The 20,402-nt window shown below is 46.8% G+C and carries 22 protein-coding genes; 13 read left to right on the plus strand and 9 right to left on the minus strand.

Annotation, left to right across the window (positions count from 1 at the left end; genetic code table 11):
- The first annotated feature begins 3 nt into the window (after positions 1-3).
- From thrB to ung, 3 genes are read left to right on the plus strand one after another with little or no spacing between them, the layout of a single operon-like run.
- A complete protein-coding gene (thrB, locus tag JAO78_RS01500; protein ID WP_226749583.1) occupies positions 4-969 on the plus strand; it encodes a homoserine kinase in 966 nt (321 codons plus the stop codon).
- Entirely contained in the window at positions 960-2,243 is a 1,284-nt protein-coding gene (gene thrC, locus JAO78_RS01505; protein WP_226749584.1) for a threonine synthase, read from the plus strand. The genes thrB and thrC overlap by 10 nt, the downstream gene beginning before the upstream one ends.
- On the plus strand, positions 2,243-2,911 hold the full coding sequence (ung, locus tag JAO78_RS01510; RefSeq protein ID WP_226749585.1) for a uracil-DNA glycosylase: 669 nt from the start codon (positions 2,243-2,245) through the stop codon (positions 2,909-2,911). The genes thrC and ung overlap by 1 nt, the downstream gene beginning before the upstream one ends.
- A gap of 40 nt (positions 2,912-2,951) precedes the next feature.
- On the opposite strand, the gene JAO78_RS01515 is transcribed toward ung, so the two are convergent.
- The 3 genes from JAO78_RS01515 to tal all read right to left on the minus strand — a co-directional run bounded on the left by JAO78_RS01515 (position 2,952) and on the right by tal (position 5,897).
- Positions 2,952-3,125 carry a DUF3545 family protein gene (locus tag JAO78_RS01515; protein ID WP_226749586.1) on the minus strand — a complete coding sequence of 58 codons (174 nt, stop codon included), beginning with the start codon at positions 3,123-3,125 and terminating at the stop codon, positions 2,952-2,954.
- Between the two features lie 176 nt (positions 3,126-3,301).
- Complete coding sequence (pgi, locus tag JAO78_RS01520; RefSeq protein ID WP_226749587.1) at positions 3,302-4,921, minus strand: glucose-6-phosphate isomerase; 1,620 nt, start codon at positions 4,919-4,921, stop codon at positions 3,302-3,304.
- Positions 4,922-4,946: 25 nt separating this feature from the next.
- Complete coding sequence (tal, locus tag JAO78_RS01525; RefSeq protein ID WP_226749588.1) at positions 4,947-5,897, minus strand: transaldolase; 951 nt, start codon at positions 5,895-5,897, stop codon at positions 4,947-4,949.
- 340 nt (positions 5,898-6,237) lie between these two features.
- Between tal and yaaA the strand changes: the two genes are divergently transcribed.
- From yaaA to arfB, 3 genes are all read left to right on the plus strand, one after another.
- Positions 6,238-7,011, plus strand: coding sequence for a peroxide stress protein YaaA (gene yaaA / locus JAO78_RS01530; RefSeq protein WP_226749589.1), 774 nt, complete (start codon positions 6,238-6,240; stop codon positions 7,009-7,011).
- Positions 7,012-7,077: 66 nt separating this feature from the next.
- On the plus strand, positions 7,078-8,376 hold the full coding sequence (locus JAO78_RS01535) for an inosine/guanosine kinase (RefSeq protein ID WP_226749590.1): 1,299 nt from the start codon (positions 7,078-7,080) through the stop codon (positions 8,374-8,376).
- Between the two features lie 9 nt (positions 8,377-8,385).
- Positions 8,386-8,802 carry an alternative ribosome rescue aminoacyl-tRNA hydrolase ArfB gene (gene arfB, locus JAO78_RS01540; protein ID WP_226749591.1) on the plus strand — a complete coding sequence of 139 codons (417 nt, stop codon included), beginning with the start codon at positions 8,386-8,388 and terminating at the stop codon, positions 8,800-8,802.
- A 6-nt stretch (positions 8,803-8,808) separates the two neighbouring features.
- Here arfB and dbpA read toward each other — a convergent pair whose 3' ends face one another.
- The 5 genes from dbpA to ygfZ all read right to left on the minus strand — a co-directional run bounded on the left by dbpA (position 8,809) and on the right by ygfZ (position 13,211).
- The gene (gene dbpA, locus JAO78_RS01545) at positions 8,809-10,197 is read right to left on the minus strand and encodes an ATP-dependent RNA helicase DbpA (protein WP_226749592.1); all 1,389 of its coding nucleotides are present in this window, start codon (positions 10,195-10,197) and stop codon (positions 8,809-8,811) included.
- 70 nt (positions 10,198-10,267) lie between these two features.
- Complete coding sequence (locus JAO78_RS01550; RefSeq protein ID WP_229585375.1) at positions 10,268-10,588, minus strand: bactofilin family protein; 321 nt, start codon at positions 10,586-10,588, stop codon at positions 10,268-10,270.
- Between the two features lie 8 nt (positions 10,589-10,596).
- On the minus strand, positions 10,597-11,547 hold the full coding sequence (locus tag JAO78_RS01555; protein WP_226749594.1) for a M23 family metallopeptidase: 951 nt from the start codon (positions 11,545-11,547) through the stop codon (positions 10,597-10,599).
- A 197-nt stretch (positions 11,548-11,744) separates the two neighbouring features.
- Positions 11,745-12,230, minus strand: coding sequence for an FKBP-type peptidyl-prolyl cis-trans isomerase (locus tag JAO78_RS01560; RefSeq protein WP_226749595.1), 486 nt, complete (start codon positions 12,228-12,230; stop codon positions 11,745-11,747).
- A gap of 9 nt (positions 12,231-12,239) precedes the next feature.
- On the minus strand, positions 12,240-13,211 hold the full coding sequence (ygfZ, locus tag JAO78_RS01565; RefSeq protein WP_226749596.1) for a tRNA-modifying protein YgfZ: 972 nt from the start codon (positions 13,209-13,211) through the stop codon (positions 12,240-12,242).
- A 118-nt stretch (positions 13,212-13,329) separates the two neighbouring features.
- Between ygfZ and JAO78_RS01570 the strand changes: the two genes are divergently transcribed.
- Positions 13,330-13,581: an FAD assembly factor SdhE gene (locus JAO78_RS01570; RefSeq protein ID WP_226749597.1), complete on the plus strand. Its 252-nt coding sequence runs from the start codon at positions 13,330-13,332 to the stop codon at positions 13,579-13,581.
- Positions 13,568-13,999, plus strand: coding sequence for a protein YgfX (locus tag JAO78_RS01575; protein WP_226749598.1), 432 nt, complete (start codon positions 13,568-13,570; stop codon positions 13,997-13,999). The genes JAO78_RS01570 and JAO78_RS01575 overlap by 14 nt, the downstream gene beginning before the upstream one ends.
- On the opposite strand, the gene nadB is transcribed toward JAO78_RS01575, so the two are convergent.
- On the minus strand, positions 13,996-15,600 hold the full coding sequence (gene nadB, locus JAO78_RS01580; protein ID WP_226749599.1) for an L-aspartate oxidase: 1,605 nt from the start codon (positions 15,598-15,600) through the stop codon (positions 13,996-13,998). The two genes, JAO78_RS01575 and nadB, sit on opposite strands and share 4 nt — an antisense overlap.
- 208 nt (positions 15,601-15,808) lie before the next feature.
- On the opposite strand from nadB, the gene rpoE reads away from it, so the two are divergent.
- From rpoE to lepA, 5 genes are all read left to right on the plus strand, one after another.
- Positions 15,809-16,390: an RNA polymerase sigma factor RpoE gene (gene rpoE, locus JAO78_RS01585; RefSeq protein ID WP_226749600.1), complete on the plus strand. Its 582-nt coding sequence runs from the start codon at positions 15,809-15,811 to the stop codon at positions 16,388-16,390.
- 30 nt (positions 16,391-16,420) lie between these two features.
- On the plus strand, positions 16,421-17,029 hold the full coding sequence (locus JAO78_RS01590; RefSeq protein ID WP_226749601.1) for a sigma-E factor negative regulatory protein: 609 nt from the start codon (positions 16,421-16,423) through the stop codon (positions 17,027-17,029).
- A gap of 2 nt (positions 17,030-17,031) precedes the next feature.
- Positions 17,032-17,973, plus strand: a complete 942-nt coding sequence (locus JAO78_RS01595; RefSeq protein ID WP_226749602.1) for a MucB/RseB C-terminal domain-containing protein — start codon at positions 17,032-17,034, stop codon at positions 17,971-17,973.
- 18 nt (positions 17,974-17,991) lie between these two features.
- Complete coding sequence (locus tag JAO78_RS01600; RefSeq protein ID WP_226749603.1) at positions 17,992-18,456, plus strand: SoxR reducing system RseC family protein; 465 nt, start codon at positions 17,992-17,994, stop codon at positions 18,454-18,456.
- Between the two features lie 133 nt (positions 18,457-18,589).
- On the plus strand, positions 18,590-20,389 hold the full coding sequence (gene lepA, locus JAO78_RS01605; RefSeq protein WP_226749604.1) for a translation elongation factor 4: 1,800 nt from the start codon (positions 18,590-18,592) through the stop codon (positions 20,387-20,389).
- Positions 20,390-20,402 lie beyond the last annotated feature (13 nt).

Here is a 20,402-nt window from a genome sequence, read left to right on the forward strand (position 1 = left end):
ATAATGCAAAAAAACAGTATTAAACGGTATTACGCTCCGGCATCGACCGGTAATTTGTCGGTCGGCTTCGATTTGCTTGGCGCAGCCTTTGCGCCAGTAGATGGCAGTTTGCTGGGCGATGTATTAGATATCTTAGGCGAGGCGGAGTCTTTATCGCTGACCATCAGTGGCCGTTATGTGCATCAATTACCTGCAGCTACCACGGATAATTTAGTAAGCCAAGCCTTTTATGCTTTTGAGGAAGCGTTAGGTAAAACGCTACCTCGCTTGCAATTACACTTACATAAGAATCTACCCGTTGGTAGCGGTTTAGGTTCTAGTGCTTGCTCAATTGTTGTCGCTTTTTATGCATTTAACGATTATTTCGGTCAGCCCTTTAGTCAAACTGAACTGCTACAACTGATGGCCACTGCTGAAGGGGGCGTCAGTGGTAGTGTGCATTATGACAATGTCGCGCCTTCTTATTTTGGTGGCTTGCAATTAATGCTACCGGATAGCCCGGCAATTTGTCGCAGTTTGCCTTGGTTTGCAGACTGGCAAGTGGTGTTATGCTACCCCGGTACCGTGTTATCCACCAAAGCGGCGCGTGAAGTGTTACCAAAACAACTCTCGTTAGCACATAGCATTAAATTTGCAGGTGCCTTAAGTCGCTTTGTTAGCGCCTTATACAGTAGCGACGACGTTGATGCGGCGGCCGCTTTACAAGATCTGGTGGCTGAACCGGCACGTTTGCCGCTATTACCTGAATTAACGGCATTGCGAGCAGCGCTCACTGACGCAGGGGTGTTGCATTTAGGTATTTCTGGCGCAGGGCCAACGTTATTTGCCGTATGTAATAGTAGCGCTGTAGCTGATTTCACGGCTCAATATCTGCAAACCCATTATGCAAAAAATCAAGATGCGCTCACCGTAGTGTGTCGTCTGGCGAATACAGGCGCGCGGGCGCTGGAGGAACAAGCATGCAATTAAATAATTTAAAAGTACCTGCAGAGCAGGTCAGTTTTTTACAAGCTGTACGCCAGGGGCTAGGGCAGCAACAAGGGCTGTTTTTCCCGAGCAGTTGGCCCAAATTGGATATTGAGCATTTACTGAGTTTGCCCTTAGTACAGCGCAGTGCGGAGATTTTATCTGCGCTGATTGGTGATGAACTCAGCCCGCAGCAAGTACACCAGATGGTTGCACAGGCTTTTACCTTTCCGGCACCGCTGGTTGCAGTAAACGAGCAAGTGCATTGCCTAGAGTTATTTCATGGCCCAACGCTAGCTTTTAAAGATTTCGGTGGGCGCTTTATGGCGCAAGCGTTGGCGCAAGCGCAGCAGCAACAACATACTACGATTGTGACTGCCACTTCGGGTGATACTGGGGCTGCCGTGGCGCATGCCTTTTTTAAACAACCAGGTGTGCAAGTGGTGATTTTGTATCCGAAGGGTAAAATCAGCATGCTGCAAGAAAAACTGTTTACTACGTTGGGTGAAAATATTACCACCGTAGCGGTGGAAGGCGATTTTGATCAATGCCAAGCGTTAGTTAAACAAGTGTTCGATCATAAAGCACTGGTTGCTGAATTTAATATCAACTCGGCTAACTCGATTAATATCAGCCGCTTGTTTGCACAAATTTGTTATTACTTTGAAGCTATGGCACAAGTACCGGTAGATAAACGCTCAGAAGTGGTTATCGCGGTGCCGAGTGGTAACTTTGGTAACCTAACGGCGGGTTTAATTGCCAAAGCTTTGGGGTTACCGATCAAGCGCTTAGTGGCTGCAACCAATCTTAATGATACGGTGCCTCGTTATTGGTTAAATGGCGAATGGCAGCCAAAAGATACCCGTGCAACCTTGTCTAATGCTATGGATGTCAGCGCCCCCAACAATTGGCCGCGGGTTGAAGCATTGCTAGCGCAAGGTGTGATAAGCCGCAGTGATATTGAAGCGACCATGGTTGATGAAGACGATACGCAAGTCGGTATGCGTTTATTGGCGCAAGAAGGTTATTTAAGCGAGCCGCATGCGGCCGTGGCTTATAAAGCGTTAAAGCGTAGTTTACAACCGGGTGAGTTTGGGATCTTCTTAGGTACGGCGCATCCGGCCAAGTTTAAAGAGCAGGTCGAGAATATTCTTGGCAATCCAATCGCGTTACCGGCAATTTTAGCTAAATGTGCCGCTGAGCCGGGCTTAAATTTAGAGATCCCTGCTGACTTTAGTGCCTTAGAGCACGTGATTCGGCAAACGGCTGCTCAATAATGCTGTGGGCCGATGTGTTGGCTGCTGAAAAACAGCAGCCTTATTTTTTAGACTTACTGGCTCAGGTTGAACAAGCGCGAGCCAGTGGTAAGGTGATTTATCCACCGAGTAATGAGGTGTTTAATGCGTTTAAATTAACGCCATTAGCACAGCTAAAAGTGGTTATTTTAGGCCAGGATCCCTATCACGGGCCAAATCAAGCACATGGCTTGGCTTTTTCAGTTAGAGCTGGGGTAAAAGTGCCGCCGTCGCTACGTAATATCTACAAAGAGCTGGCGCTGGAATATGCTGATTTTTCCGCCACGGATCAAGGCTGTTTACAGCGCTGGGCTGAGCAAGGGGTATTGTTACTGAACACGGTGCTGACTGTGGAAGCGAATAGCCCGAATTCACATCAGAAACTTGGGTGGGAGATGTTTACCGATTTTGTTATCCAACAAATTTCCGCTCACTCTGAACAGGTGGTGTTTTTATTGTGGGGCAGTCATGCGCAAAAGAAAGCCCGGTTGATTGATGCTCAGCGGCATCATATTTTAACAGCGCCGCATCCTTCGCCTTTATCAGCGCACCGAGGATTTTTCGGATGTGGTCACTTTTTACAGACCAATAGCCTATTAAAAGCGGCGGGTAAGACGCCGATTAATTGGCATGCGATCCTAGCACAGTGATGAAAACAATAGGCCCGCTACAGAGTAGCGGGCCTATTGTTTATAATTCAATGGTATCTAGTTCAGGTTCGATGGTCCAATCTATGTCACAGAGTTCCTTTTTGAGACGTTGACGCTCTTTCAGCTCTTCAATTTCACGCCATTTGCGTTTGACCACACGTGTCTTCGCAGCAGGTCGTTCCAACATATTCAGTAAGTCTTCGAAGCTTTCCATATTACGGCCTCATCTGATGTTGATTTTGTTGTTATTTTCAACAAAGGTTCTACCATATTTTGTTTAAAAATAAAACTAAAAAGTGACAACAAGATGACAAGCTAAAAAAAAGGCTGCGAAAGCAGCCTTTTTACGTTAATCAAATAATAATAAGCTTGGTAAACTTAGTGGTATGCCTAAGGTTTTTGCAAAAAGCGTTTTATTAAGCTGGCGGTTGAGCAATCAAATTGTCCGTCAGCTTGACCACTGATCGCCTGATAAATGGGGCCTGAGAGTTGTTTACCTAACTCGACGCCCCATTGATCAAAGCTGTTCAGCTCCCAAATAGCCCCCTGACAAAACACCTTATGCTCATACATGGCGATTAACGCGCCGAGGTGATAAGGCGATAAAGCATCGAGTAGTAGGGTGTTGCTGGGCTTATTACCCGGCGATACTTTATGTGGCGCCAGCTCTGCCGCGGCCTGTTGTGTCATGCCTGCAGCTAAGCATTCGGCAAGGGCTTCCTCTTCCGTTTTACCCTGCATCAACGCCTGTGTTTGCGCAAAACAATGCGCCGCTAAGCGTTGATGTTGATCCGCAAAGCTGTGGCTTACCTGTAAGGGCAGAATAAAATCAGCCGGTACTTTTAATTGGCTTTGATGTAACAATTGATGATACGCATGTTGGCCATTAGTGCCTGCATCGCCCCAGATCACCGGTGCCGTGGCGTCTTGTAGTGGTTGGCCGCGACGGTCAACCGACTTACCATTACTCTCCATATCCAGTTGTTGCACATAAGAGGGCAATAAACGTAAATAATGACTGTAAGGCAATAAGGCTTGAGCTTGGCAACCAAAACCATTGATGTACCAAATGCCTAGCAATGCCAAAATAACCGGCAAGTTTTCACTAAAGGGGGCATTAAAAAAGTGCTCATCCATGGCGGCAGCACCGGCTAGCAATTCTTTAAAAGCGCTATTGCCGATCATTAATGCAATGGGTAAACCAATGGCAGACCATAATGAATAACGACCACCAACCCAATCCCACATGGGTAAAATATGTTTCTCAATAATGCCAAACTCGGCAGCCGCTTTAACATTAGACGAGGTCGCCCAAAAGTGATGAGCAATGGCGTTACTGTCGGCACCGGCGTCGTTAAACCACTGCCGTAATGCCAAGGCGTTTTGTTTGGTTTCTTCGGTGCCAAAAGACTTAGACGCCACCACGACGAGGGTGGTGGCAGGATCGAGTTTTTTGGTAATATCGCTCACCACCGCACCGTCGATATTACCTGCGAAGTGCAAGTTCACCGGGCTGCAATGATAGGGAGTCAGTGCTTCTACGGCCATCTGTGGGCCTAATAATGAGCCACCAATGCCAACCCAGACTAAATCAGTAATCGGTTTACCTTGATAGCCGATATAACGCTGTGCGTGTAAATCATCAATTAATTGTGCCATTTGCTGCTGACAAGCCGTAATGGCTGCACCAATATCTTCGCCGGCTAGCTGTAAATTGCTCAAATCTTGTTGGCGCAATCGCGTATGCCACACGGTGCGATGTTCAGTATTATTAATGGCCGCACCGGCTTGCATTTGTTTACTAAGCTGACGAATTTTGCTTTGTGTAGCTAATTGCTGCAAGGCTTGCCAACTTTGCTCGTCTAATAAATTTTTTGAATAATCTAAATAGATACCACAAGCGCTAGTGCTAAAGCGTTTAGCACGGCCCGGTTCTGCCGCAAATAATTGCCGCAGGGGTTGCTGCTTCGCTGCTAAAGGGCTTAATAAAGCTGAAAGGGTTACCGACATCGCGTCATCTCCTACAAATCAGAGGTTAAAGTTGGGCAGCGAGTAATGCTTCGAGTTTGCGTTGATCCACGGCAAATTTGCGGATCCCTTCGGCCAATTTTTCCGTCGCCATGGCGTCTTCGTTGAGTGCCCAGCGAAAGGCTTCTTCGGTTAATGCTGCCGGTTTCGTCGCTGTGGCGCCGTCATTTTTCAAATGTACGGTTAATTCGCCTTGCTGCTGTTGCAGCTCTTCTAACAAACCTGGGCTGATGGTTAAACGGTCACAGCCGGCAAGCGCCAATACTTCACCAATATTGCGGAAGCTGGCACCCATCACTACTGTGTTATAACCATGGGTTTTGAAGAAGCGGTAGATTTCGCGTACCGATAAAACACCGGGATCGGTTTCGGCAGTGTAGTCTTGTTTGGTATTGGCTTTGTACCAGTCTAGTATACGCCCAACAAAGGGAGAAATCAGGAACACACCGGCTTCGGCACAAGCGCGTGCCTGCGCCATGTGGAATAACAGGGTTAAATTACACTGAACGCCTTCTTGCTCAAGCACTTTGGCCGCTTGGATCCCTTCCCAAGTTGAGGCAATTTTAATTAAGATGCGTTCACGACTGACACCGTTTTGCTGGTATAAGGCCACTAATTGCCGTGCCTTGGTTAAGGTTGCATCACGATCAAAGGACAATCTGGCATCGACTTCGGTAGACACGCGACCAGGGACTAACTTACTAATAGCCGTGCCAATATCTACCGCAAATTTATCACTGGCTAAGCTTAACTGCGCGTCTTTGTCACTGGTTTGTGCTTTAGCATAGGCAATAGCTGCCGCTAAGATGGGCTTGGCAAAGTCGAGTTGACTGGCATTTAATAATAACGATGGATTGGTGGTGGCATCTACCGGACGAAACTGTTCAATAGCACCTAGATCACCGCTATCAACGACCACGGTGGTGACGGCTTTTAATTGGCTTAGAAGATCATTCATGTTGTTCACTTACCACTTATTAGTTGGAATTAGCTTAAGTATACGTCTAAATGGCTATTCTTGTAATAAAATAACAACAAAATAGCCGTTTGTCTAAAAACAGGGTTAATGTGGGATCTGCCCTTAACGAGGCGGCTCTGCCGTTAGTTGCAGTTTAACGAACGTAAGATGGCTGTCAGCAAAAACCAGATACAGCGGGCGACAGAGTGGTAACGCTGATGCAGATTCCTTTTGCAATCGAGTTAGTAAACAGCATAATGGGCTATATCGTTGTCTGCAAGGTCTGAAACAGCGGCTGTGCAGTATAAACGCTCATTTTGTCAAAATAGGAGCCGTCTTTATGTTGATGGTGGTATCGCCAGCCAAAGATTTAGATTTAACCCCCGTCGCGCGTGAGCTGAGTTTTAGCCAACCTGCTTTATTACAGGATGCCAAAGCATTAGCCACGGTTTGTAAGCAGTTAACCCCAGCTGATTTGTCATCGTTAATGCATATTAGTGATAAGTTGGCCGGTTTAAATGCGGCACGCTTCGCGCAGTGGCAACCTCCGTTTAATACCGACAATGCGAAAGCTGCGTTATTTATGTTCAATGGTGATGTGTATCAGGGCTTAGCGGCAGATAGTCTGTCGGATGACGAGCTACGGTATGCGCAAAACCATTTGCGTATTCTCAGCGGTTTATATGGTGTATTAAGGCCCTTGGATTTGATGCAAGCTTATCGGCTTGAGATGGGCACAAAACTGTCGAATCCGCGCGGTAAAGATTTGTATGCCTTTTGGCAGGCCGAAGTGACTAAGGCTTTACAGCAGCAGCTGGCGGCTTTGGGCAGTGATGTATTACTCAATTTAGCCTCACAAGAGTATTTTAAAGCGGTCGATAAAAAACACTTATCAGCACGCATTATTACGCCTGAGTTTCGAGACTATAAAAATGGCCAATACAAAATCATCAGTTTTTATGCCAAAAAAGCGCGTGGCCTGATGGCGCGTTATGTGATCCAGCACGCATTACAGGAACCCACACAATTACAACAATTCGACCTTGATGGTTATTATTTCAGCGATACGTTATCCAGCTTGGATAAACCGGTGTTTTTGCGTGATGCCAGCTGACATTACCTTACTTTTTTGCCGGTATTTTTGTTAACATACCGGCCTGTTTTCAGTTGAGCCAACGCTATGAAATTTCCTGGTCTGCGCAAAATAAAGCATTACTTCCCAGTATCCCAACCTAAACCACAACTGCCCAGTTTTGAAGTGCGGCCGGAGTTGGACACGTATATCGTAGGGCTTGATCAAACTATCGTTGATGTAGTGGCCAGTGTCAGTGATGAGTTTCTCGCGAAACATAATATTCCCAAAGGGTTATCCAATTTAGTCGCACATGAAAAAGCCAACGAGATCTACCATGAGTTGGTGGTGGAGCAAGCGATTTCGGATCATTTTGCCGGTGGCACTATTGGTAATACCATTCATAATTACTCCGTATTAGCCGATGATAAATCGGTGTTGCTCGGCGTGATGTCGGCCAATATCGCGCTGGGTTCGCCAGCCTATCATTATGTGTGTCATACCAGCTCGAAAGTGGATATGAACCGCCTGCAAGGTGTTGCCGGTGATATTGGCCGTGGTATCACGATGATTACGCCCGATGGTGAACGTACTTTTGTTATCGATCCCAGTGATATGGATCAGTTGGCACCTGAGTATATCCCGACTGACATTATTGCAGGTGCCGCAGCATTTGTGGTGAGTGCTTACCCCTTGCGCGCCACTGATCAGCCCATTCAACAAGCTATGCTTAAAGCGTTGTCGGATGCCAGTGAGCAGCAAGTACCGGTTGTGATGAGCTTAGGTACACGGCATTTGGTGGAAGAAAACCGCGAGCAAATCATTGAAACCGTTAGCAAATATGTCAATGTTCTGGCGATGAATGAATTAGAGGCCGAAGCGTTAACCGGCTTTGCTGATCCGCTACGCGCAGCGCAAGCCGCTTTAGAGATCACCGATATGGTGTTGATCACCGCGGGTGCTGAGGGGCTATACTTGTGCGGTTATACTGATGAAAGTATGAAACGTGAAAGTTCTAACCCGATCAAATCGGCCAGCTTAGCAGATTTTAATCGCTTTGAGTTTAGTCGGCCGATGCTGCGGCAAAATTGCCAAGCCCCCTTGAAGGTGTATTCGCACATTGATCCGTATTTAGGCGGTCCAGAGCGCATTAAAAATACCAATGGCGCCGGTGATGGGGCCTTAGCGGCCATATTACACGATATGGCGGCGAATCATTATCATAAACAAGTGCAGCCGTTATCGAGCAAGCACGAAGAGTCATACTTGGCTTATTCATCGTTTGCACAATTATGTAAATACGCCAATCGGGTCAGCTATGAGATTTTAGTACAGAATGCTCCTCGTTTGTCTAAAGGCCTACCTGAGCGCGAAGATAGCTTAGAAGAGGCTTACTGGGAGCGTTAAGGAGCAGCGGTGATCAGGATTAATGCAAATGTTCATGTAGCAGATGATGAGTTGAGTTGGCAATTTGTGCGCTCATCTGGCCCTGGTGGCCAGCATGTAAACAAAGTATCAACGGCAGTGTTGCTGCAGTTTGATATTGCCCACTCCAGCTTACCTGAGATCTACAAAAGCCGTTTGCTGCAATTGTCTGATCACCGTATTACACCCAGCGGCAAAATTTTGATTAAATGTCAGCAAAGCCGCAGCCAAGAGCAAAACCGCGAGCTGGCATTATTGCAATTTGTGGAGCTGGTGCACAGTGTCAGTAAAACCCCGAAGAAGCGTTTTGCCACCAAACCGAGTTATGGCAGCCAGCAAAAACGCTTACAGCAGAAGAAGCAGCAAGGCCAAACTAAGGCCTTGCGCCGTGATAAAGGTTTTGAGTAGGGCTAGTTAATCGTTACCTAAACGGTAGGCCCGAAAACTGCGGCCCTTGATGCGGCTGTTGTTTAATTGCTGCAAAGCGGCTTTTAAAGCGCTGCGTTTTACCGCCACATAAGCCCGAAAATCCTGCAATTGAATTTTACCAATATCGGCAAAAGCAATCTGATCATCACGGGTGAGCGCACCCACAATATCGGCCGGGCGTAATTTTTGTTTTTTACCGCCGTCAATTTCAATGGTTGCCATTAACGGTAATAGCGGCTTGCTATTGCGGGTTTCAGGTAAGGGCTCAGGATTAATCTCTTGGCCCAGCGCCTCTTCAAGTTGGCTAATTTTATTACCGTCTTGCGTGGTATACAGCGTGCAGGCGACCCCTTGCTCGCCGGCACGGCCGGTGCGGCCAATTCTATGGATATGCGTATCGGTATCATGCGCCAGCTCAAAGTTGATCACCAGATCGAGCTTTTCGATATCTAAACCGCGTGCCGCCACATCGGTGGCCACCAACAATTGTAAGCTGCCATTGGCAAATTGCAGCAGTTGTTGTTCGCGTTCGCGCTGCTCTAAATCACCGTGTAAGGCAGCCACACTAAAACCGGCATATTTTAATTGCTCGGCTAAGCTTTGCACTTCTTTACGGGTATTGGCAAAAATAACGCAGCTTTGCGGTGCTTTAGCCAAAATTAAACGTACCGTGGCTTGGCTGCGTTCTTGGTTATGGCTTAGCAAAAAGAATTGCTGATTAATGTTGGCTTTGGTAGCAGGGCTATCAATAATCACTTCTTGGGGTGAGTGTAACAGCTCGTTTGCTAGTTTCTTTACGGCAGGCGCAAAGGTGGCACTAAACAGCAGTTGTTGGCGCTGTGCTGGCATAGCATCGATGATCTGTTGTAAGTCTTCGGCAAAACCCATCTCGAGCATCCGATCGGCTTCATCGAGCACTAACATCGTCAGTTCTTCTAGGTTCAAACGATCATGTTGTAAATGATCTAACACTCGACCCGGTGTGCCCACAATGATGTGCGCACCGTGTTCTAAAGACAAAATTTGTCCTTTGGCCGGAATACCACCACATAAGGTTAATACTTTGATGTTATGGATGCCGCGCGCCAAAGTTCGAATTTCGGTGGCGACTTGTTCAGCCAATTCACGTGTGGGGCATAACACTAAACTTTGTACCCGAAAACGCTTAACGTCTAAATTGCTGAGTAAGCCTAGTGCAAAGGCGGCTGTTTTACCCGAGCCCGTCGCGGCCTGAGCCAGCACATCTTTACCCGCTAAAATTGCTGGTAGGCTTTGTGCCTGCACAGGCGTAGGCTGATGATAATTCAAGCTGGTTAAGGTATCGAGTAAGGCGGGTGAAAGCGCAAAAGCGCTGAAACTAAGTTGAACACTCAAGGGAACTATCCTGCACTAGGCGCAGACCCATTGTCTGCACGTAAAGGGCATAGTGTAGCATAAACAGGCGTTATTTCGCTTGGCTAAGTTCAGCAACGTTGTTGGGTTGCAATTCGTCGGTTAACAGCAGATTTTGTTGGCCAGGTTTAGAGGCATGCGTTTCGCCGAAAAAACTGCCACCCCGTTCGATACACAGATTATCGCTGAACACCACGCCATGTGCTTTGCCTTGAGGTAGTATTTCAACTATATTAGCGGTGATTTGACCATCGAAATAGCCATTTATCATCACCTTGTCAGCGGTGATTTCGCCAACAACTTTACCACTACAGCTGATGATGACAGTACTTTTGCATTCGACGTTACCTTCAAGTTCGCCGTCGATTTGCATATCACTGTTTACTCGGCAGTTGCCGTTAAGGACGCATCCCTCAGCGATGACAGTTGTAATTGTGTGCTTGCCTTGGTTTGCAACATGGTTACCAAAGAATCCCATTTAATACTCCTCTCTTTTTCGAACAACAGGTCGAAATTACCGGAATCCCATTCCATAAAGTGTTGTGGATTAAGTGACCGGTCAAGAAAATGAATTTCATAGTGTAAATGCGGTGCGGTAGAACTGCCGGTATTGCCTGCTTTAGCGATTAATTGGCCTTTGTGGACAAAGGTGCCACTTGCCACATTAAAGTCTGATAAATGAGCGTAAAGCGTGGCAAAACCAAAAGCATGACGTATTTTTAATAAGTTGCCATAACCGCTATTGCTGCGACGCACCACTTCTACCACTCCGTCAGCAGGGGCATAAATTTCGGTGCCTTTCGGTGCTGTGAGATCGATACCATTATGATGCTTGCGCTTGCCTAAAATAGGGTGGGTACGAACGCCATAGCGAGAAGAACGTTTATCGAAATCAAGTGGTGAGCCATTGGGTACCAGCTGCAACATGGCCATCCTTGCACTGGCATTTACGGTGGCGATATCCAGTCGAGCTTCTAAATTTTGGTCGATACCTTGCTCTAAACCTAAATTCTGTTCAATTTCACCCAAACGCTGGCTGACTTGCAGCATCTGATCTTGTTTAAGGGTTAATTCGTGTTCTAGGGTTTCGCGAGCGGCATTTAACTGAGCCAGTTGTTGCTGTAAAGCATTCGTTTGTGAGGTCAGTAGCTGTTGCTCGGTTTTGGTTTGTTCAACCGTATGCAGCAAATAGTTAATCACCGCCGCGGTGATCAGTACTGAAAACAGCACAAGCCATAAGCCAATAACAGCATTGCGCTTAAATATCTTACCGATACTAAAGTGCTTGGTGCCGTTGATGCTAGAGATAGAAATACTAATACGATCTTTCATCAGCTGGATAATATGCTCAGTGGCTGAAAAATAACAATGGCTAAAAATATGTGGCTTTGGGGTGGCTGTCAAGCAGTTCATGCGGCAGGTTGCACTACTTCAGAGCAATGATTTTTCAGTTGGCATGTTTGCTTAGGGTCAATAAAAAAACCGCAGCGGTCACTGCGGTTTTTTTTTATCAATGAAATCAATAGGCCTTAGTGTGAAGCATGTCCATCTAAACCATGCACATGGCCGTGCGCCAGTTCTTCCTCTGTCGCATCACGAACTAACACAACTTCAACATCAAAACTGAGTTCAATGCCGGCGAGTGGGTGATTACCATCAACGACGACTTCTTCTTCTGTGACGTCGACAATAATGACTGGCTGTTCACGTCCATCCGGGCCGGATGCGCGAAAACGCATGCCTACTTCTACATCCATACCTTCAAACATGTTTTTCGGTACGGATTGTACTAGTTGATCATGACGCTCGCCGTAAGCATCTGCAGCAGCAATGCTGCTCGTAAATTTATCGCCACTGTTTTTGCCAATCAGTGCTTGTTCCAGACCTGGGATCAATGCACCATGGCCAAACAGGAAGACTAGAGGTTCGCCGCCAGCAGAAGAGTCAAGCTGGTTACCTGCAGTATCTGTTACTGTGTAATGGATGGCGACGACTTTGTCTTGAGAAATGGTCATGCAAACCTCTTAATTTAATGAATAAGGTAGCGGTAACTGCTGCAGCAAAACGGGCTGCTCAGCACTTAACCGCAAGGTGTCTGCCGGTGTTATATCATTCGGGAGCAGTGCTAACAACCAAAGTTGGTCATTGATATTCACCGCATTAATGACTTGGCCAATCCGGCGCCAGTTCTGTTCCAGTTGCAGTTCTATTGCTGTACCTGCGACCGGAAGTTCGTTGGTGTTTGCGTGTAAAATGTAACTGGCTCTTTTATTGCCACCGCGGTATTTCAAGCGGGCTACCGTTTCTTGTCCGATATAGCAGCCTTTGGTAAAGCTAATGGCATCAATCGCTTGTAAGTTAAGCATCTGTGGCACAGCTTCGCCAATTAGTGGTTGTTCTAAATAAGCTAACCCTTGCAAAATATGGGCTCTGAGCCAAACCGTTGGGGCAGCCAGTGGCCAATCTGCCGTCATAAGTTGCTGCGCCTGCGTTTGCGGTAGCACCAACATAAAATGCGCCGCAGCTAAGCGTAATAAGCTGCCGTGTTGTCCGTGGCTAACCTGACCGTCTGCCGCGGGCAGACTAAAGCCTAACTGTGTCACAAGTTGCTCTGCTTGCGAACCGCCTAAACCAAGCACGGCATAAGGTTCGGTGGTTTGGTCAAAACTTACTTTGGAAAACACGCCAAATTTTTTCAGTTGGGCGGCAGAGGCTTGCAGTTCGTCACGAAAAGCGACCATCAGTAGCGCATCGTCTTTGGCAAACAACTGAAATATCGCCCACATTTTACCTTTAGCATCACAATGTGCGCCGCGTAAAAAAGTGTCCGCCGTTAAGGTTTCAATATCACAGGTCGTTTGCCCTTGTAGATATTTACGGTTATCAGGCCCGCTAATAGCCAATACCTGAAAAGCAGGTAAAGGAGCAAGATAAGCATCATGAACCTGAGTAGATAATTGTGCGTATTGTTCTGCAGTTAGCCAAGATGTATGCATAGCGAGCGTTCATTTAAACGTGAATAGTAAATAGATTGGGGCAAGACACAAAAGCTCAACCCCTGATCGCAATATTTGTTAAGATACTGCAAATGTCGCAGAATAATGAGGAGTCTACATGACCGCTTTAATGAGTAAACCAAAACTGCGCTGGGCGTGTCGTCGCGGTATGTTGGAGTTAGATATTTTATTAGCCCCCTTCGTCGACGAAGGGTACGATGCATTAAACGACCAGCAAAAAGCCGATTTTGAACGGCTCTTAGCCTGTGATGATCCGGATTTATTCGCTTGGTTCATGGGGCATCAGCACTCAAAAGATGCCTCTATTCAAGCCATGGTTGAGTTAATCGTCAATCGTGTCCGGGTCTAGCTTTTATCTGAGAACCTCGCGTTTCCGACGCATTGCGCTACTGGCCATCAGTTTGCTCGGTGGCGCTATCGTCCTCACTTTACCGCTGCAAGGGATCTGGTATTTACCCGCTGCCTTGCTGCTACTAGCGTTTTTTTATCTGATGTTGCAATACTGGGCTGCACCCGGTGTTAGCGGTATTTTACATATTGAGCAAGATGGCGCTTTGCATTGGCAACAAAGCGCTTTACCCGCTGGGCAATTAGCCGCAAATTGTCTGCTCAACCCTTGGTTTGTGCAATTGTTTTGGTATGACGAAATGGGCCAGCAGCAGCGCTGTTATCTGTTTGCCGACCAATTGTCTGCCAGTGATTATCGAGCACTGGCAAGACGGGTACAATTGCAACGCTGGCGCAGCGTTGCTGACGAGGCGCTTTAACGCAGCGGTTGTAAAATACTCGGTTTACTATCACTTAGCATATTTGGGTAATCCAAATTGTAATGTAAACCCCGGCTTTCTTTACGCTGCATGGCACAGCGAATAATAAGCTCGGCTACTTGCACTAAATTACGTAATTCCAATAAATTATTGCTGATACGAAAATGGCTGTAATAATCGTGGATTTCTTGTTTGAGTAACTCTACGCGATGCAGTGCCCGTTCAAGTCGCTTATCGGTGCGTACAATACCCACATAATCCCACATAAATAACCGCAACTCGTGCCAGTTATGCGTTATCACTACTTCTTCATCCGAATTACTCACTCGACTATCGTCCCAAGCGGGCAACGTTAGGGTAGCTTGAGATTGAGGCAATTGCGTTAAAATATGTTGAGCAGCGGCTTGGGCAAAAACAATACATTCTAATAACGAATTAGACGCCATTCTGTTTGCGCCGTGTAAACCGGTATAGGCCACTTCGCCAATGGCGTATAAATTTTGCAAGTCTGTTTGGCCATGCAAATTGGTCATTACGCCGCCGCAGGTATAGTGCGCAGCAGGAACGACCGGAATGGCCTCTTTGGTAATATCAATACCCACACTGAGGCATTTAGCGTAAATAGTGGGGAAGTGTTCAATAATAAAGTCTTTGTCTTGATGACTAATATCTAAAAACACGGAGTTAGCGCCAAGGCGTTTCATTTCAAAATCGATCGCACGAGCCACAATATCTCGCGGTGCTAACTCTGCACGCTCATCAAAATCAGGCATAAACCGGCTGCCATCGGGGCGCTTTAAATAGGCTCCTTCGCCGCGCATGGCCTCGGTAATTAAAAAATTCGGTGCTGCAGGGTGGTACAAACTGGTTGGGTGAAATTGATTAAATTCCATATTGGCCACCCGACAACCCGCACGCCAAGCCATCGCAATGCCATCGCCACTGGCCACATCTGGATTGCTGGTATACAGATACACTTTACTGGCGCCGCCGGTAGCTAGTGCCACCGCTTTAGCTTGAATGGTCTCAACGCGAGCCAAAAGGTTGTTCCAAACATAAGCACCATAACAACGTGCCAGATCAAGACCGAGTTTTTTGCCGGTGAGCAAATCAATGGCGTTGTAGTTTTCTAACAAACGAATATTTGGGTGGCGTTTAACTTGATCAACCAGCGTGATTTGTACAGCTTTACCAGTGGCATCGGCTGCATGCAAGATGCGGCGATGACTGTGGCCACCTTCCCGAGTGAGATGGTATTTCATGCTGCCATCAGTATCTTGATACTGATCAAAGGGGACGCCTTGGGCGATTAACCACTCCATCGCTTGCTTAGCGTGTTCTGCGGTAAATTTTACCGCTTCTTCTTCGCACAAACCGGCACCAGCAATCAGGGTGTCATTCACATGCGACGCGATGGTGTCATTTTCGTCAAACACCGCGGCGATCCCGCCCTGCGCGTAAAGTGTTGAGCCTTCGCGTAAAGCCCCTTTACTTAAAACAATAACGCTGGCGTGATCCGCCAATTGCAGCGCTAGCGACAAACCCGCCGCGCCACTACCAATAATTAATACGTCACAAAGATATTCATTGGGTTGTGTCATAGGATACACTTAACTCAGTTAGTGGCTTTGGTAAAACAGACTAAAATAACAGGCTGCGGTATAATTTGTTGCGCTATGTTCAGGTTATTCTAGCGTTTTTATAAAAATAAACAGAACTATTTATTCAGCCTGCAGTCATAGTTAGTACGCTTGACTGGCGCCATTCGTTTACAACACCTAAATAAGTATTACAGGGGTAGGCTCAAGAATGAGCGAGCAAGAATTAGATTGGCAAATTGTCCAGCGTGTACAACAAGGCGATAAAGCTGCTTTCAATCTGCTGGTAAAAAAATATCAGCATAGGATCGCGAACTTAATCTCACGTTATGTCTCTAACCATGGTGACGTAGCTGATGTCGCTCAAGAAGCCTTTATCAAAGCTTATCGAGCTATCCCCGGTTTTCGTGGTGAGAGTGCGTTTTACACTTGGTTGTATCGAATAGCAGTGAATAGTGCCAAAAATTATCTGGTATCAAACAATCGTAAGCCACCGGCTAGCGATGTTGATGCCGAGGATGCAGAATACTACGAAGGTAGTGATGCGCTAAAAGAACAAGATTCTCCGGAACATTTATTATTGTCCGAGGAAATTCGCCAAGTGGTGTTTGGTACCATAGAAAAATTACCCGATGAGTTACGTACGGCAATTACGCTACGTGAATTAGAAGGGTTAAGTTACGAAGAGATTGCCGAAGTTATGGAGTGTCCGATAGGTACAGTACGTAGTCGTATTTTCCGGGCGCGCGAAGCCATAGACGCTCAGTTAAAACCCTTAGTGGGTAATACCTAAGCCGATATAGACTATTTGACAGGAAACTTTATGTTGTCAGAAAAGCAAGAATGGCTGTCACAAGCCGCCGATAATCACGCGTTAACTGCCGAGCAACTGTCAGAATTGTTACAGCAGCCTGATTTGCAGGAAACCGTGCAGCGCTATCAGTTGGCTGGTGCCGTGCTTCGAAACGAAGCCGAAAGTGTTTTACCACTGGATTTTGCCGATAACTTGGCCAGTATGTTGGAACAAGAGCCAACTTACCAATTGCAAAACAGCAGCAGTTTATTACAGAAAATGAAAAACGGTTTACGGCAGGCGGCGAATGCGGAATGGTTTAAACCGGCAGCACATGGTGCTATTGCCGCCAGTGTCGCTTTAGTCGCGGTATTTGGTGTGCAGCAATATCAGCAACCGCTCGAACAGCAACTGAGTGCGCCAACGCCTCTGTTACAAACTCGCCCCGTTGCCGGTTTTGCCACGCCAGTGAGTTTAAGTCAAACGTCTGTTGAAAATCGTTTTGAAGCGCAAGAGCAGCAAGCGATGTTAGAGCAACAGCAACGTCTGCAAGCGTTATTACAGGCACACCGTCAGCAAATTCGAGTTTCTGAAACGCAAACGAACAAAACCTCAACACAGGAAAAACGCGAGCAATAATGATGAAATGGCTGTTTGGCATCTGTAGTATAGTCGTGCTGTGTTGTAGTCAGCCGGCAAGTGCCGAAGAAACGGGTTGGGCTTTATTTGATAAAGTGCAGCAGAGTGTTAAACAGCACAATTTTGACGTTTCTTATGTCGTGCTTAAAGGCGGCCAAGCCGAGACCTATCGTTGGTTGCATGGCCGTTCGGGTGATAAAGAAATTGAACATCTGATCCCAATGTACGCCGATGGGGTCGATATCGTTAGACGCAGCGACAAAGTGTATTATTTACTCAGCGAGCGTCCTTCTCTCGTGACCCAAAGCAGCAGTATTAAAGAACTGCCGCCATTATTATTTCAAAGCCCCGAAAAGATTCGCAGCCTATACGATGCGGTCGCTGGCAGCAGTTCGCTGATGGACGGTCGCAGTGCCCAGCTATTAAGGCTATCTGCTATTGATGATAATCGGCATCATTATTGGCTGTGGGTCGATGTGCAAACCGGCTTTCCGCTGCGCATTGATACCTTGTCTGAACAACATCCCAATAACAAAAACCGTGCTTTAGAGATTTGGCAGGTCACGCATTTACGCATCACTCCTGAACTTCCCGATACCTTAGCGCAATTGCTGGAAATTGAGTTGCCTGCGCTGACACCGCCCGTGGTGGCCAAACCGGCTTCGCAACCGCACCAACTTAGCTGGTTACCGAAGGGTTTTAGCATTAGCGACGATCCATTGTTAGTGCCTCAGTTACAACCTGATGTTCTTAGTTACTGGTTATTGTCAGATGGCTTACATCAAGTGTCGGTTTTTGTGCAGAATAGCCATCAGTTACCCACTCAAGCTTACCGTGATGGCGCCACCACCATTTATGTTCAAGCCGATGCTAAACAGGATGTGACCGTGATTGGACCAATCAGCATTGAAACGGCCAAGCGTTTAGCCGCTGCGGTGCGCTAATGATGAGCCAACTGCCCCATGGTTGAAGAAATTGCCACCGTATTAGCCATTGAATCCGATGGGGTCTGGTTAAACACCACACCGGCTGGGACCTGTCATAGCTGTCATGTCAGTACTGATTGTGGTACTGGCATCGTAGCGCAAACCTTTACACCTCGCCAAAATCGCTTTTTTGTCAAAACTCCGTTACAGCTGTTACCCGGTGAACAAGTGACGATTGGTGTTGCCGAGCAAGGCTTAGTGTTAGCGGCCTTGGCCGTCTATTTATTACCCTTAGTGTTGATGTTAGTGGTGGTGGTGACCATGCAAAGCCTATGGCAACCGGCTGAAGGCTGGTTGATGTTGGGCGCACTGATCGGCGGGGCCAGCGGCTTTGCTTTAGCTCGGCGCTATAATCAGTCTTTGCAAAGCCAGCAAGAGCAAGTGATCATCTTAAACGTACTGCCCAGTATAAAGCTAAACCCTGCAGCGACTGACGCTTAACAACCATAGCAAGCTGCCGCGGGATAGAGTACAATTCGCGCTAATTTTATTAATAACCTGTATGGTTAGTCTTAAGCTATTGGTCATTTACTGACAGCGACGGCGGCCATACGCTTAGTTTCTTGCGGATACCATGCCTAAACTTGAACATATCAGAAATTTCTCAGTTATTGCCCACATTGACCACGGAAAATCTACCTTATCCGATCGCCTGATCCAATATTGTGGCGGTTTAAGTGATCGTGAAATGCAGCAACAAGTGCTGGATTCCATGGATCTGGAGCGTGAACGTGGTATCACCATCAAAGCACAGAGTGTGACGCTGTATTATCCTGCAGATGATGGCAATACTTACCAGCTAAACTTTATCGATACGCCAGGCCACGTAGACTTTACTTATGAAGTGAGCCGTTCGTTAGCTGCCTGTGAAGGCGCCTTATTGGTAGTGGATGCCGGACAAGGGGTAGAGGCACAAACCGTTGCCAACTGCTATACCGCCTTGGACATGAATTTAGAAGTTATCCCGGTACTGAATAAAATCGACTTACCACAGGCAGAGCCGGAGCGGGTAGCTGAAGAAATCGAAGATATTATTGGTATTGAAGCCCTCGGTGCGGTGCAGTGTTCGGCTAAAACCGGTTTGGGTATCAAGGATGTGTTAGAAACCATCGTTAAAAAAATTCCTTGCCCAGAAGGTGAGCCGGATGCCCCGACGCAAGCATTAATTATCGATTCTTGGTTTGACGCCTACCAAGGTGTTGTCTCCTTAGTTCGGGTAAAACACGGCAGTATCAAAACCAAAGACAAAATCAAAGTGATGTCGAGTGGTCAAATCTTTGAAGTAGACAAAGTCGGGGTGTTCAGCCCGAAAGCCACCAATACCGGCGAATTGAAAACCGGTGAAGTAGGCTTTGTGATTGCCGGTATTAAAGAAATTAAGGGCGCCCCAGTGGGTGATACCTTAACCTTGGCAAAAAACAGCGCTGAAAAAGCCTTACCGGGTTTTAAACGGATTAAACCGCAGGTGTATGCGGGTGTTTTCCCGGTGTCCAGCGATGATTATGAAGACTTCCGTGATGCGCTGGCTAAGTTAAGCTTAAATGACTCGTCATTATTTTATGAACCAGAAAACTCAGGCGCTTTAGGCTTTGGCTTTCGGATCGGTTTCCTGGGTATGTTGCACATGGAAATCATTCAAGAGCGGTTGGAGCGGGAATACGATCTGGATCTGATTACAACAGCACCAACGGTAGTGTATGAAGTGGTAACCAAAAATGGCGAGACCATTTTAGTGGATAACCCCAGCGATTTACCTGCGGTAAATGATATTGATGAGATCCGTGAGCCTATCGTTGAAGCGCATATCTTGGTGCCGCAAGAGTATTTAGGTAACGTTATTACCCTTTGTATCGAAAAGCGCGGTACGCAAATTAATATGAGCTACCATGGTCGACAAGTCGCCGTGGTTTACGAACTGCCGATGGCCGAAGTGGTGATGGATTTCTTCGACCGCTTAAAATCGACCAGTCGCGGTTATGCGTCATTGGATTACAGTTTCAAACGTTTCCAAACCTCGAATATGCAGCGGGTTGATATCCTGATTAACGGCGAGCGGGTAGATGCGCTGGCCATCATCAGTCATATCGATTTTGCACAAGGCCGAGGCCGGCAGTTAGCGGAAAAGCTAAAAGAGCTGATCCCACGGCAGATGTTCGATATTGCCATTCAAGCAGCTATTGGTAACCATGTTATTGCTCGTACTACGGTAAAACAATTACGCAAAAACGTATTAGCGAAATGTTATGGGGGCGATATTAGCCGGAAGAAAAAGCTGTTACAAAAGCAAAAAGACGGTAAAAAACGGATGAAACAAGTGGGTAATGTGGAAGTGCCACAAGAAGCCTTCTTGGCCATTTTAAAAGTGGGTAAATAAACCCCGATCGCAT

Origin of the sequence: Alishewanella maricola (assembly GCF_016343785.1) — a bacterium.
Lineage (GTDB): Bacteria > Pseudomonadota > Gammaproteobacteria > Enterobacterales > Alteromonadaceae > Alishewanella > Alishewanella maricola.